This is a genomic window from Pseudomonas sp. PvP089, assembly GCF_017875165.1.
Taxonomy (GTDB): Bacteria; Pseudomonadota; Gammaproteobacteria; order Pseudomonadales; family Pseudomonadaceae; genus Aquipseudomonas; species Aquipseudomonas fortuita.
The window spans coordinates 3,718,074-3,731,608 of record NZ_JAGGME010000001.1 but is presented as its reverse complement, the minus strand read 5'-3'; the positions used below and the strand labels follow the sequence as shown (position 1 = coordinate 3,731,608).

At 62.2% G+C, this 13,535-nt stretch carries 11 protein-coding genes; 6 read left to right on the top strand and 5 right to left on the bottom strand.

Translation table 11 applies throughout. The features are described from left to right. Positions 1-81 precede the first annotated feature (81 nt). A complete protein-coding gene (gene csiR / locus J3A71_RS17035; protein ID WP_016486553.1) occupies positions 82-777 on the bottom strand; it encodes a DNA-binding transcriptional regulator CsiR in 696 nt (231 codons plus the stop codon). Positions 778-971: 194 nt separating this feature from the next. Between csiR and glaH the strand changes: the two genes are divergently transcribed. The 6 genes from glaH to proP all read left to right on the top strand — a co-directional run bounded on the left by glaH (position 972) and on the right by proP (position 8,774). Continuing rightward, a complete protein-coding gene (glaH, locus tag J3A71_RS17030; RefSeq protein WP_023047992.1) occupies positions 972-1,949 on the top strand; it encodes a glutarate dioxygenase GlaH in 978 nt (325 codons plus the stop codon). 114 nt (positions 1,950-2,063) lie between these two features. Next, positions 2,064-3,314 carry an L-2-hydroxyglutarate oxidase gene (lhgO, locus tag J3A71_RS17025; protein WP_096426002.1) on the top strand — a complete coding sequence of 417 codons (1,251 nt, stop codon included), beginning with the start codon at positions 2,064-2,066 and terminating at the stop codon, positions 3,312-3,314. Between the two features lie 146 nt (positions 3,315-3,460). Next, complete coding sequence (gene gabP, locus J3A71_RS17020) at positions 3,461-4,852, top strand: GABA permease (RefSeq protein WP_016486556.1); 1,392 nt, start codon at positions 3,461-3,463, stop codon at positions 4,850-4,852. Positions 4,853-4,939: 87 nt separating this feature from the next. After that, positions 4,940-5,833 carry a PA4780 family RIO1-like protein kinase gene (locus tag J3A71_RS17015; RefSeq protein WP_023047994.1) on the top strand — a complete coding sequence of 298 codons (894 nt, stop codon included), beginning with the start codon at positions 4,940-4,942 and terminating at the stop codon, positions 5,831-5,833. A gap of 302 nt (positions 5,834-6,135) precedes the next feature. Next, the gene (gene hemB, locus J3A71_RS17010; protein WP_023047995.1) at positions 6,136-7,110 is read left to right on the top strand and encodes a porphobilinogen synthase; all 975 of its coding nucleotides are present in this window, start codon (positions 6,136-6,138) and stop codon (positions 7,108-7,110) included. 161 nt (positions 7,111-7,271) lie between these two features. Next, positions 7,272-8,774, top strand: a complete 1,503-nt coding sequence (gene proP / locus J3A71_RS17005) for a glycine betaine/L-proline transporter ProP (RefSeq protein ID WP_023047996.1) — start codon at positions 7,272-7,274, stop codon at positions 8,772-8,774. On the opposite strand, the gene J3A71_RS17000 is transcribed toward proP, so the two are convergent. From J3A71_RS17000 to J3A71_RS16985, 4 genes are all read right to left on the bottom strand, one after another. After that, positions 8,775-9,476: a YoaK family protein gene (locus J3A71_RS17000; RefSeq protein ID WP_016486560.1), complete on the bottom strand. Its 702-nt coding sequence runs from the start codon at positions 9,474-9,476 to the stop codon at positions 8,775-8,777. It abuts the gene before it with no gap. A 9-nt stretch (positions 9,477-9,485) separates the two neighbouring features. Then, positions 9,486-10,115: a riboflavin synthase subunit alpha gene (locus J3A71_RS16995; RefSeq protein WP_095115087.1), complete on the bottom strand. Its 630-nt coding sequence runs from the start codon at positions 10,113-10,115 to the stop codon at positions 9,486-9,488. Between the two features lie 108 nt (positions 10,116-10,223). After that, positions 10,224-12,290 (bottom strand): maltose alpha-D-glucosyltransferase, encoded by a 2,067-nt coding sequence (gene treS / locus J3A71_RS16990; RefSeq protein WP_096426003.1) that lies wholly within the window; start codon positions 12,288-12,290, stop codon positions 10,224-10,226. A 225-nt stretch (positions 12,291-12,515) separates the two neighbouring features. Continuing rightward, complete coding sequence (locus J3A71_RS16985; RefSeq protein WP_023049313.1) at positions 12,516-13,433, bottom strand: LysR family transcriptional regulator; 918 nt, start codon at positions 13,431-13,433, stop codon at positions 12,516-12,518. Positions 13,434-13,535 lie beyond the last annotated feature (102 nt).

Sequence of the window (13,535 nt, the reverse complement as noted above, 5' to 3'; positions counted from 1 at the left end):
ATTTAAGAAAAATTCATCTAGCGTCTTTTACCTGCGCTGGCCTCTTCGCGGGTTCACCCGCGAAGCAAGCGGCGTGGTGTTTCAGCGGGCGCCGATACCTTCGGCATGCATGATCTGCGCAATGATCGGCACCGGCGTCATCAGGTGCGAGCGCATCATGGCGCTGGCGCGCTTGGCGTCGCGGGCGAGAATCACCTCGACCAGCGCCGCATGCTCCTGGCGCTTGAGCTCCAGGGCCTGTTCGGAGAACACCGTCTGCGTCAGCCACAGGTGGCGGTAGCGCTCGGCCTGGTCGAACAGGTAGGTGCGTGCCTGCAGCAGGTGCTTGGAGCCGCAGCCCGAGGCAATGGCGGTATGAAACGCCTTATGCCGCTCGTCCCACACATCCAGGCGCTGCTCGCGGGTTTTCACTTCCACCACCTTGGCCAGGGTATGCGAGTGGGCCAGCACTGACGCTTCCCAGGTGTCGTCGCCGCGCTCGATGGCCAGGGCAATGATCATCGCCTCCAGGTTGGCACGGGCATCGTAGATGTCGTTCATCTCGTCCAGCGACATGGGCGCCACCCGGTAGCCTTTCTGGCTGATGGCATTGACCAGGTGCTCTGCCACCAGTTGCGACAACGCTTCGCGCAGCGGGCCCACGCCCAGGTCGTAGCGCTCCTTCAGGGCGCTCATCAACAGCTTTTCGCCGGGCTTGAACACGCCACGGATGATGTCCTTCTTGAGCCTCTCATACCCGCTGAATGCTGAGTTTTGTCGGGGGGCGAGCGCTTCCAAGATCCTGTTCCTCAAAACGTTTTGGCGATCATACCGAAACCGTCTGCCGACGGAAAACAGTGGATAAAAAACATAAGTGTCGCTCAAATACAAAAATGTAGACATTTTCATCTAGTGGCGATACTTTTACCTCGCCCGCACTGATCCAGGTCACATCCGGACGGCGCTTTCCACTTTTTTGCCAGGACACTGCCATGAACGCTTTTACGCAGATCGACGAACTTGTGATGCCACTGCCGCTCGAGCCCCGTGGTTACACGATTGCCCCTTCGAAACAGTCGCCGCGCCTGCTTGAACTGACTTTCGCCCGGGAAACTGTCGAAGCGTTCGTCGAGGCCGTTGCCCAGTGGCCGGTTCAGGCGCTGGAGTACAAGTCGTTCCTGCGCTTCCGGCTGGGTGAAATCCTTGACGAGCTGTGCCAGGGCACCCTGCGCCCGGTGCTGCTCAACACCATCCTTGATCGCGCCACCGGCGGCATGCTGATTACCCCGGTGGGCCTGGATGACGTGAGCCAGGCCGAGGACATGGTCAAGTTCACCACCGCTTGCGCACACCTGATCGGCCGCTCCAACTACGACGCCATGAGCGGCCAGTTCTATGCCCGCTTTGTGGTAGTCAACTCCGACAACTCCGACAGCTACCTGCGCCAGCCGCATCGGGTCATGGAACTGCACAACGACGGCACCTTCGTGAACCAGATCACCGATTACGTGCTGATGCTGAAGATCGACGAAAAGAACATGGAAGGCGGTAACTCCCTGCTGCTGCACCTGGACGACTGGGAGCAATGCGAGGAATTCTTCCGCCACCCGATGGCCCGCCGCGAAATGCGCTGGACCGCGCCGCCGAGCAAGAAGGTCGCCGAAGATGTGTTCCACTCGGTATTCGACACCGACGGCGAAGGCCGCCCGACCATGCGCTACATTGACCAGTTCGTGCAGCCGGAAAACTACGAAGAAGGCATCTGGCTGAACGCCCTGTCCGATTCGCTGGAAGGCAGCGCGAAGAAGGTTTCGGTGCCGGTGGCGGTGGGTAGCTTCCTGCTGATCAACAACCTGTTCTGGCTGCATGGCCGCGACCGCTTCACCCCACACGAGGGCCTGCGCCGTGAACTGATGCGCCAGCGGGGTTACGTCGCGTTCCCCAAACCGCTGTACCAGCGCGGGCAATAATGACAGGACGCAGGGCGGGCGCCCGCCCATGCGTCTTTGCACAAAATGATGCCACCGGGCCCCGCGTGGGCCTTGGTGAGCGAGCCAGGCAATGCCTGCGTGTGAGGTAAGGCTGTGTACGATTTCATCATTATTGGCGGTGGCATTGTGGGCATGTCCACGGCCATGCACCTGATCAAGGTGTACCCGGAGGCGAAGATTCTCCTGCTGGAAAAGGAATCCGGCCCGGCCCGCCACCAGACCGGTCACAACAGCGGCGTTATCCACGCTGGCGTGTACTACACCCCCGGCAGCCTCAAGGCGCGCTTCTGCCTGGAAGGCAACAAGGCCACCAAGGCCTTCTGCACCCAGCACGGCATCCGCTTCGATGAGTGCGGCAAGCTGCTGGTGGCCACCAACGAGCTGGAAATGCAGCGCATGAAAGCGCTGTGGGAGCGTACCGCGGCCAACGGGCTGGAGCGCTATTGGCTGTCGGCAGACGAACTGCGCGAACGCGAGCCCAATATCGTGGGGATGGGGGGCATCTTCGTGCCGTCCAGCGGCATCGTCAATTACGCCGAAGTAACCGCTGCAATGGGCGCAGAATTCCAGCGTGCCGGCGGCGAGATTCGCTATGGCGCAGAGGTGATCGGCCTGCAGGAGCACGCCAGCGAAGTGGTCGTGCGCACTCAGCGCGACGAGTTCCGTAGCCGTTTCCTGGTCACGTGCTCGGGCCTGATGGCCGACCGCGTGGTCAGCATGCTGGGCCTGCGCACCGAGTTTGTCATCTGTCCGTTCCGGGGCGAGTACTACTTGCTGCCCAAACAGCACAACCAGATCGTCAACCACCTGATCTACCCGATTCCCGACCCGTCGATGCCGTTTTTGGGCGTGCACCTGACCCGCATGATCGATGGCACCGTCACGGTTGGCCCCAACGCCGTACTGGCGATGAAGCGCGAGGGCTACCGCAAGACCGACGTCAGCCCCGGCGACCTGTTCCAGACCCTGACCACCCCCGGCATTCTCAAGGTGCTGGCGAAGAACTTCCGCCCAGGCCTGATCGAGATGAAAAACTCGCTGTTCAAGGGCGGGTATCTCAAGCAGGTGCAGAAGTACTGCCCGAGTATCACCAAGGCCGACCTCACGCCTTACCCGGCCGGCGTGCGTGCCCAGGCGGTGTCGCGCGATGGCAAGCTGATCGACGATTTCCTGTTCGTCAACACCGCGCGCAGCGTCAACGTGTGCAACGCACCGTCGCCGGCTGCCACTTCAGCCATCCCGATCGGCGCCTACATCGTCGAGAAGGTGTGTGAGCAGGTCACTCGCGCAGGTGGCAATGCCCCCAAGGCGGACCCGGCGGCCCGCCAGCGGGCGGCCAGCTGACGATACCGCAGTCCGTTCTGCGGTTTCCGCTTACTCAACCCGTACTGCCCTGCACTCAGGGCAGGGCGGGCTTTTTCGCGCCTGCGTCGGCCACCGTGCAGCCGGCGGCCCCAGCGTGGGCATGACAAAAACAACAAGGTAGTGCCATGCAAACCCACAAGAACAATTTGAGTCATGGATTGAAATCACGGCATGTCACCATGCTGTCCATTGCCGGTGTGATCGGCGCCGGCCTGTTCGTCGGCTCTGGTCGTGCCATTGCTGAAGCGGGGCCGGCCACCATCCTGGCCTACATCCTGGCCGGCGGCCTGGTGGTGCTGGTGATGCGCATGCTGGCCGAAATGGCGGTTGCTTCGCCGGATACCGGTTCGTTTTCTACCTATGCCGACCTCGCCATCGGCAAGTGGGCGGGCTATACCATCGGTTGGTTGTACTGGTGGTTCTGGGTACTGATCATTCCCATCGAAGCCAATATTGCCGCCACCATCATCAATTCCTGGGTCCCGCAGATGGAGATCTGGGTCTTGTCGTTGGTGATTACCTTGTTGCTGACGGCCACCAACCTGTTCAGCGTGAAGAACTACGGTGAGTTCGAATTCTGGCTGGCACTGGTAAAAGTGGTGGCCATCGTCGCGTTCATTGCACTGGGTGTGTGCGCCATTTTTGGCCTGTTGCCCGGTTCCGGTGTCAGTGGTGTTTCGCGCCTGTGGGATACCGGCGGTTTCATGCCCAATGGCTTTGGCGCGGTGCTGAGCGCCATGCTGATCACCATGTTCTCGTTCCTCGGCGCCGAGGTGGTGACCATTGCCGCAGCTGAATCCTCTGATGCAGGCAAGCATATTTCCAAGGCCACCAATTCGGTGATCTGGCGGATCACCTTGTTCTATATCCTGTCGATATTCATCGTCATCGCGCTGGTCCCCTGGACTGACCCGCGCCTGGCGACCGAGGGGTCCTATGTCACGGTGCTGGACACCCTGGGCGTGGCGAATGCCAAGGCCATCATCGACTTTGTGGTGCTGACTTCGGTCACCAGTTGCCTGAACTCTTCGCTGTATACCGCTTCGCGCATGATGTACTCGCTGAGCTGTCGCGGTGATGCACCGACCTGCGCCCAGGTGACCAGCCGCAGTGGCACGCCTGTGGTCGCGGTGCTGCTCTCCACCGGTGCGGCGTTTTTGGCAGTGATCGCCAATTACCTGGTGCCGGCCAAGGTATTTGGCTTCCTCATGGCCAGCTCGGGCGCCATCGCCTTGCTGGTGTACCTGGTCATCGCGGTGTCCCAGCTGCGCCTGCGCCAGCGCCTGACCGCACAGGGCAAGACGCTGGGTTACCGCATGTGGCTGTTCCCGTGGCTGACCTGGGGTGTGATCGTGTTCATCAGCAGCGTGCTGGTAGTGATGCTCCTGCGTCCAGATCACCGGGTGGAAGTGGTGTCGACCATGGTGCTGGCGGTGCTGGTGGTATGTTCAGGCTTGCTGGTCACGCGCCGACGGGCGCGCGGCGTGCCGATGAACAGCGCAGGGCAGGGCGTTTGATCAGCCTGGGCTGAAGACAGACGAGCAAGTCGCACCCGGCTGTGAGAGGATGTCCCCCATCACAGCCAGGACCCCGAACACAGCCTGATGAAGACACCCAAAAGAATCGAACCCCTGATCGAAGACGGCCTGGTCGACGAAGTACTGCGGCCGCTGATGAGTGGCAAGGAGGCCGCCGTGTACGTGGTGCGCTGCGGCAACCAGGTGCGCTGCGCCAAGGTCTATAAAGAAGCCAACAAGCGCAGCTTCCGCCAGGCCGCCGAATACCAGGAAGGCCGCAAGGTGCGTAATAGCCGCCAGGCCCGGGCCATGGCCAAGGGCAGCAAGTTCGGCCGTAAAGAAGCCGAAGATGCCTGGCAGAACGCCGAAGTGGCCGCATTGTTCCGCCTGGCCGGTGCTGGTGTAAGGGTGCCCAAGCCCTACGACTTCCAGGACGGCGTGCTGTTGATGGAGCTGGTGACCGATGCCGATGGCGACGCGGCCCCGCGCCTGAACGACGTGCACCTGGACGCCGAGGAAGCGCGCACGTTCCACGCTTTTGTCATTCGCCAGATTGTGCTGATGCTATGTGCGGGGCTGGTGCATGGCGACCTGTCCGAGTTCAACGTGCTGCTCGGCCCGGACGGGCCGGTGATCATCGACTTGCCGCAGGCGGTGGATGCAGCCGCCAACAACCACGCTTTCAGCATGCTGCAGCGCGATGTGGACAACATGGCCCATTATTTCGGGCGCTTTGCCCCGGAGCTGAAAAGCACCCGGTATGCGCAGGAGATGTGGGCGTTGTTCGAGGCCGGTGATTTGCTGCCCGACAGCCCGTTGACGGGGGTGTTCGAGGATGACGAACATGAAGCTGACGTGACCGGGGTGATGCGCGAGATCGACGCCGCTCGGCTGGATGATGCACGCCGCCGTGCAGCGCGTGACGAGGCTGAGCATGGAGTGGTCAAGGCAGAAGAGCCCACGCCGCCCTGGTTGCAGTGAGGCGTTGCAGGCGCCTCACAACTTTGTGAGGCTTTTCCCGTATCTTGTCAGGCTACATCCGGGCAACGCGATGCATGGCCCCGGCTGCGCCGGGGTTCGCGGGACAAGCCCGCTCCCACAGAGTCACCGCTAAATCTGTGAATCAGCGTTTGTTCTGCGTGAGCGGGTTCACCCGCGAAGGGGCCGGCACAGGCTAAACCTGGCCATTGCCATTGACGCAAGACACAATCTCGTCATTTAGCCTTTTCACTGACGCGCGACAGGCATAAGGTATACGCCGTTCAAAATGCCCTGGAGCTGTCATGTCCAACCAATTCCCGTCCGTTCGTCCACGCCGCCTGCGCCAGAACGAGTCCCTGCGCACGATCTTCCAGGAAACCGAATTCCGCCTGGAAGACCTGATCCTGCCGATCTTTGTCGAAGAGGGCATCGATGACTTCGTGCCGATTACCAGCATGCCCGGGGTCAACCGCATCCCCGAGAAGCTGCTGGCCCGGGAAATCGAACGCTATGCCCGCGCCGGTATCAAGTCGGTGATGACCTTTGGCGTATCGCACAACCTGGACGCCACCGGCAGCGACACCTGGAACGAAAACGGCCTGGTCGCGCGCATGTCGCGCATCTGCAAGGACACCGTGCCGGAAATGGTGGTGATGTCCGACACCTGCTTCTGCGAATACACCAGCCACGGCCACTGCGGCGTACTGCATGACCATGGCGTGGACAACGATGCCACCCTGGCCAACCTGGGCAGGCAGGCGGTCATTGCCGCCGCTGCCGGTGCCGACTTCATCGCCCCCTCGGCAGCAATGGACGGCCAGGTCCAGGCCATCCGTCGCGCGCTGGATGGTGCCGGGTTCCATGACACCGCGATCATGGCCTACTCCACCAAGTTCGCCTCGTCGCTGTACGGCCCGTTCCGTGAAGCCGGTGGCACCGCGCTGAAGGGCGACCGCAAGAGCTACCAGATGAACCCCATGAACCGCCGCGAAGCGGTGCGCGAATCGCTGCTGGACGAACAGGAAGGGGCGGACGTGCTGATGGTCAAGCCGGCCGGTGCCTACCTTGACGTGATCGCCGACATCCGCGCCGCCTCGCGCCTGCCGTTGGCGGCGTATCAGGTGAGTGGTGAGTACGCAATGATCAAGTTCGGCGGCCTCGCGGGCGCCATCGATGAAGGCCGGGTGGTGCGTGAAAGCATCGGCGCAATCAAGCGTGCCGGTGCCGACCTGATCCTGACCTACTTCGCCATGGACCTGGCGCGCGAAGGTATCTGAAGCCCGGGGTTCGGTATGAAAAAGCCGCTGCTACTGCAGCGGCTTTTCTGTCTGCGCTGTTGGTGATGCGGCGCAAATGCACAAAAAATCAGTAAGCGCTGAATTATTTAGTGTCCCGTTGTATCTGATCCCTTAGAGCATTCATCGACAGGGATACGGGTATGAAACCTCGCAAGAAACGCGTCCAGCCAATCGGGCTGAAGGACATCACCATCGTCGACGACGCCAAGATGAAGAAGGCCATCACCGCTGCCGCGCTGGGCAATGCGATGGAGTGGTTCGACTTTGGCGTATACGGCTTCGTGGCTTATGCCCTGGGCAAGGTGTTTTTCCCCAACGCCGACCCTAGTGTGCAGATGATCGCAGCGCTGGCCACCTTCTCGGTGCCGTTCCTGATCCGGCCGTTGGGCGGGTTGTTCTTCGGCGCATTGGGCGACAAGTTCGGGCGGCAGAAAATCCTCGCCGCCACCATCGTCATCATGTCGCTCAGCACCTTTGCCATCGGCCTTATACCGTCTTATGCCAGCATCGGCATCTGGGCGCCCATCCTGTTGCTGCTGGCCAAGATGGCCCAGGGTTTTTCGGTGGGCGGCGAGTACACAGGCGCGTCGATCTTCGTGGCCGAATACGCCCCCGACCGCAAGCGGGGTTTTCTCGGTAGCTGGCTGGACTTCGGCTCGATTGCCGGCTTTGTGCTGGGCGCGGGGGTGGTGGTGCTGATTTCCACCATACTGGGCGAAGAAAAGTTCCTTGAATGGGGATGGCGCCTGCCGTTCTTCCTGGCCTTGCCGCTGGGCATCATCGGCCTTTACCTGCGCCATGCGCTGGAAGAAACACCCGCGTTCCAGCAGCATGTCGACAAGCTGGAGCAGGGCGACCGCGAAGGCCTGGCCTCCGGCCCCAAGGTGTCGTTCAAGGAAGTGGCCACACAGCACTGGCGCAGCCTGGTGACCTGCATCGGCGTGGTGATTGCCACCAACGTCACCTATTACATGCTGCTGACCTACATGCCGAGCTATCTGTCGCACAACCTGCATTACAGCGAAGACCATGGCGTGCTGATCATCATTGCGATCATGGTTGGCATGCTGTTCGTGCAGCCTGTGATCGGCCTGCTCAGCGACAAGTTCGGCCGCCGGCCGTTCATTATCGTGGGCAGTGTCGGCCTGTTCGCCCTGGCCATCCCGGCGTTCATGCTGATCAACAGCGGCGTGCTGGGGGTGATTTTTGCCGGGCTGCTGATCATTGCCGTGCTGCTGAACTTCTTCATCGGTGTGATGGCCTCGACGCTGCCGGCTATGTTCCCTACGCACATCCGCTACAGCGCCTTGGCGGCTGCTTTCAACATTTCGGTGCTGATCGCCGGGCTCACCCCGACGCTCACTGCCTGGCTGGTGGAGAGCACGGGCGACCTGTACATGCCGGCCTACTACCTGATGGTGATCGCAGCTATTGGCTTGCTGACTGGGTTGACCATGAAGGAAACCGCCAACAAGCCGCTGCGCGGCGCGGCACCGGCGGCATCGGACATTGATGAAGCGCGCGAGCTGTTGCAGGAGCACCACGACAACATCGAGCAAAAGATCGAAGACATCGATGCGCAGATCGCCGAGCTGGAAGCCAAGCGCCAGACCCTGGCACAGCAGCACCCGCGCATTGATTGATCAGCGCGGCATGTAGCCACGCTGCCAGCCGCGCGGTATGAACCGCGACACCAGGGCCAGCACGCAGGCCAGCGCGCAACTGCCAGCCAGTGCCTGCAGGCCCAGGCGCTGCTGCAACCAGGCGCCCAACGCGGCCCCCAGCAGCATGCCGGCCCAGGGCACCAGCTGCACCCGCCAGCCGTTGCGCCGTTCGCCCATCAGCCAACGGCCCAGGCCACGGCCGAAGCGGGACAGGGCGCCGGTGACGTAAGTCAGGCCGATAGGCAGGCCGTTCACCTGTTCAACCACGGCATTGATCATGCCCATGGCCAGCGTGGCGGCCAACAATGCCGGGAAGGTGGCCGCCAACGGCCACGCCGCTGCGAACGCCAGCAGTACCGCAACCATCAGCAACACGGGCCAGGCCCGGCGGCGCAAGCCACGGGCCAGCAGCACGCCCAGCGCATTGCCAGCGACGAAGCCCAGTATCGCGCCACTCAGGCGCAGCACCAGCGCAAGGTCTGCCTCACTGATGGCCACGGCCAGGCGTGTGGTATTGCCACTCATGAACGACACGAAGTCGCCCAACGCCAGCAGGCCGATGGCATCGGTCATGCCAGCCAGCACTGACAAACCAGCGACCAGGCCAAGGCCGACACGGCCACGCAACACTTGCAGGCGCAGCCGCCTGGCCGTGCGCGCGGGAAGGGCGTTGGGCAGCATGGTCAGGCCTCAGGGCAGCAGTTTTTCGCGGGCCAGGGTGCCTTTGATGGTGCGTTCTACCACATCAACCAGCACCATGGTCTGGTGATCGACCTCGATATTGAGCTGATCGCCGGCCTTGTAGCTGGCAAAAGTGGTCTGGCGCAGGGTTTCCGGGATCAGGTTGATGGTGATGACGTTGTCGTCGACATCGGCGACGGTGAGGCTGCAGCCATTGACCCCGATGAAACCGCGCGGGAACACGTACTTGCCCCATTCCGGGGGCATGCGGAACTTGATGAAGGCGCCGGTTTCCTTGATCGACAGTTCGACGATTTCGGCGGTGGTGGCGATATGGCCGGCCATCAGGTGGCCACCGACTTCGGCGTTCATTTTCGCCGAACGTTCAATGTTGACCCCCTGGCCCGCCTTGAAGAAGCGTAGGTTGGTGCGTTCGAGCGTGGCGGTCATGGCGTCGAACCTGACTTGGGTGCCGGCGATTTCGGTGACCGACAGGCAGGTGCCTTCGACACTGACGCTGGCGCCGATCTTCAATTCGTCGAGCAGTTCCGGGGTGAGGTCGATCGTGAACTGGTTGTGGCCCGGGTAGGTGGTCACATCAAGCAGAGGGCGGACGGCCTGAACGATGCCGGTGTACATGGAGTTGCTCCTGGGCACGGAAAAGAAATCTCCCGAACGCTATGCCCGTAGCGCTGTAATTGCAAGACCGACCTGCCCCTCTGCTGCACTGCCCTGGCCCGGCGCCGTTTACACATGTCCACTGCTGTTGACGATTCGCAGGCACAGTGCCTCGTACGGGTCCAGGTTCACCAGCAGTCGCCCGTCCTCGGTCAGGTCCCCTTCGACCGTTTCGTTGATCATGTCCACGACCGGCCCCGGCGTGAACCCGGTCAACTGCAACTCCTCGGCAATAACTTCCTGGCCAAAATTCAGTGCGCTGATCTGGATACCGCGCCCGGATGGCAGTTCATGAACCATGACCAGCAACCCCGGGCTACTGACCTCAGGCACCAGCACCTGGCGGCTGGTGGCGATGCCATAGGCCTGCCGCACGGCCAGCAGCTTCTTCACTTTGCAGGCAAACGAATCACCCTGTTCCAGCTGGCTGTCGAGGCTGCCATACAATGCCCGAGCCCGCGGCATTCCGCGCACTGACTCCTCCGCCTGTGGGGCGAGCCCGGCCAGGTCGTAACCGCCTCGATGAATCCAGCGGGTATCGCCATCCAGCATCCGCTGCGCGACCGCTTCGGCGGGCAAGGGCAGGGCGCCGACCAGGTCCCAGCCGGACAGCGCGACCACCCCAGGCTGCATGGCGTTGTACATGACCAGCAGCAGATGCACTTTCTGAATCAGCTCGATTTCGGCCGCACCGATTTGCTCAAGGTCGCGGATGCCCAACGCTGCGGCGATCAGGCTGGCCGTGGTGCAGGCAATGCCATTGGTGACGAAGCGCAGGTTGTAGGGGGCGTGCTCGCCCGAGAGGCGTTCGTAGATTTCTTCACGGATATGCTCACGCAAAATACTCCCTGGCAAGGTCTGGCCCTTGTACAGGTACATGTCGTGGGCGTGCAGGGTCCAGAAATGCACCAGCTCCACCGTCAGCTCGTCGTGGTTCTGCAGGGCATGGATCAGCGAGGCGGGGTCGATGCCGAAGGCGTGCATTTCCTTGAGCATCAGGCGCAGGAACTCGGTATCACCGGTCAGCAGCGCATGCTGATAGGCCGGTCGGGTGATGAAGTCATAGGACAGGTCCGCCCCCCCTTTGCACATCTGCGCGATGTCGTCCAGGGTCAGGTTCAGTTCCTGGAAGCTGAAGCCACCCGCCTTGCGTATCATCCCGCCGATCAACTGGTTGCCGACGATCGACAGCGGGTGGCTTTCTGACCAGGCGGTGCCGCTGGCCCGCGTTTCCACCCCCAGAAAGCCATTGGCGTCCAGGCGCAGACCGCGCGCGCCCAGGCAGTCAAGGGCGTGCAAGGCATCGCCAATGATCATTTGCTGGGCGGCGAAGGTCGGGTCTAGCCAGTTCAGTGAGGGTTGGCCGTCCTTGAAATAGTGCAGGTAAACCCAGCGACGGGTTTTGCCGTCGACACCGGTGATGGGCGGCGTGACGCTCCAGTCGGTTTCCTTCACACCGGGCTCGAAGAAGATCACCCGTTGCAACTGGCCGACGATGTAATGGCGGGCTTTGAGCTCGTCGCACTGGGCTGGCAGCAGGTTGACCGAATCGCGGCCGGCGGGCACCTCAGGCAGCAGCGGCCAGTCCTCCTCGCGGATTTCGACCATGTGGTACAGCCCCGGGTAGGGCCCGTGGGCCATCTCGGCCAAGCGGAAGTCGGCGCCCTTGCCCGTGTGCGAGGGAATCAGGTCGTCGATGGTAACGGCGTTGTGTGCGGCGGCCATGCGGCTCATCTGGACCAGCTCTTGTTCGCTGCCGTACAGCGGGTCGATATCGAAGCTGATGCGGTCGAAGTTACCGTCCACACTGGGGGTGAGTTCGCGGCCACGGATACCGCCGGACAGCTTGATCGGGCCAGTGTGCACCCCCTGGATGCCGATCTCCGACAGGCGTTTCCACAGTGCTTCGTGAGCCAGGGCGCCAAGTACGGAGCAGTCTTGCGGGGCGATGATGGCGTCGGGGTACACGGTCAACCAGACCGAGGCAATTTCGGTGGCGCGGCGGGGCTGGGCTTCGGCGTAGGGCTGCTGCCACAGGCGTGACTGCCCTGAGTACAGGCTGGCGCGCGCCTGGGAAGCCTTGAGCATGGCGCGGTCTTCGAGCCATTTGACATATGACGGGTCGGGCTGGGTCATTTCGCGTCCTCTTTGCGTGTCGGCACCGGCTCAGGTTATGACGGCATTGTGGCCTGATCGTTCGGCTGAAACCTGTGATGGCCTCTTCGCGGGTAAACCCGCTCCCACATTGACCGCGTCGCACCAGGGGCGGTGGCTTATTCAGCTAGCCACTGTCCTCAAGGCCGGTGCAGTAACTGTGGGAGCGGGTTTACCCGCGAAGAGGCCGGCCCTGCCAGTACACCCTCAGCGCCGGGCGGACAACTGCTGGGGCGCCAGGAACGCATCATGGAAGTAATTACGCACGGCCTGCATCGCCGGGCTGAATGCCCGCTCACGGTGCCAGGCCAGCCCTACACTCATGGGTGTGACCGGGTCGCTGATGGTCACCGTCTCGATGCGCTTGCCCTCCAGCGACCAAGGCCTGTGCACCAGATCTGACAAGATCGCCACACCACTGCCATTGGCAACCATGCTGCGCACGGCTTCCACCGAACTGGTCCGCACCCGCACGCTCGGGCGCTGCCCGGCCAGTTCCCAATAACGCATGGCGCTTTGCTCGGCCTCATCGACAGTCAACAGGATGAACGGCTCACAGGCGACATCGGCCAGGCTTACCGCCGAGCGCTCGCACAGCGCATGGTGGCCAGGCAGCCACAGCCGTCGCTCGGAGTTGAACAGTGTCTCCGAGACAATGTCGGGGTGGGTGAGGTTGGCGGTGAGCACGACCGCCATGTCGAAACGTCCCTCCAGCAAACCCTGCTCGATGGCGCTGCGCTCCTGCTCGTACAGCTCCAGGGTCACATCGGGGTGCCAGTGTTCCAGACGCTGCAGATGGTGTGGCAGGAAGTAGCCGATCACCGTATAGCTTGCCGCCAGGCGCAGCAGGCCGCTGGCGCGCACGTTCGGCAGCGGGCTGTTCAGCGCGTCGTCAACACTGCGCAGGATCACGTAGGCGCGGTTCAGGAAGTGGCGGCCGGCCTCGGTCAGGCTCATGCCTTGGGCCGAGCGCTGGAACAGCATCACGCCAAGCATGGCTTCCAGTTCCTTGATCGCCGTAGTCACCGCCGACTGAGAGATGTTCAGGTGGATGGCTGCCTGGGAAATCTGGCCGATCTCGGCGGTGGCAACGAAGTAGCGGACCTGACGCAGGGTCAATGACACAGTGGGCTCCTGAGGTATCTGATTTTCCGAAGACTCCCCATCTGTTTATAGATCTTCCCAAGGGGGTAAGGAGAATCTAACGTGGCTTGCATGCAGTCACAA

Excerpts from the sequence above, each read along its gene's own strand:
- glaH (WP_023047992.1), top strand. The coding sequence starts at position 972 with ATGAACGCTTTTACGCAGATCGACGAACTTGTGATGCCACTGCCGCTC.
- gabP (WP_016486556.1), top strand. The coding sequence starts at position 3,461 with ATGCAAACCCACAAGAACAATTTGAGTCATGGATTGAAATCACGGCAT.
- J3A71_RS17015 (WP_023047994.1), top strand. The coding sequence starts at position 4,940 with ATGAAGACACCCAAAAGAATCGAACCCCTGATCGAAGACGGCCTGGTC.
- hemB (WP_023047995.1), top strand. The coding sequence starts at position 6,136 with ATGTCCAACCAATTCCCGTCCGTTCGTCCACGCCGCCTGCGCCAGAAC.
- proP (WP_023047996.1), top strand. The coding sequence starts at position 7,272 with ATGAAACCTCGCAAGAAACGCGTCCAGCCAATCGGGCTGAAGGACATC.
- J3A71_RS17000 (WP_016486560.1), bottom strand. The coding sequence starts at position 9,476 with ATGCTGCCCAACGCCCTTCCCGCGCGCACGGCCAGGCGGCTGCGCCTG.
- J3A71_RS16995 (WP_095115087.1), bottom strand. The coding sequence starts at position 10,115 with ATGTACACCGGCATCGTTCAGGCCGTCCGCCCTCTGCTTGATGTGACC.
- treS (WP_096426003.1), bottom strand. The coding sequence starts at position 12,290 with ATGACCCAGCCCGACCCGTCATATGTCAAATGGCTCGAAGACCGCGCC.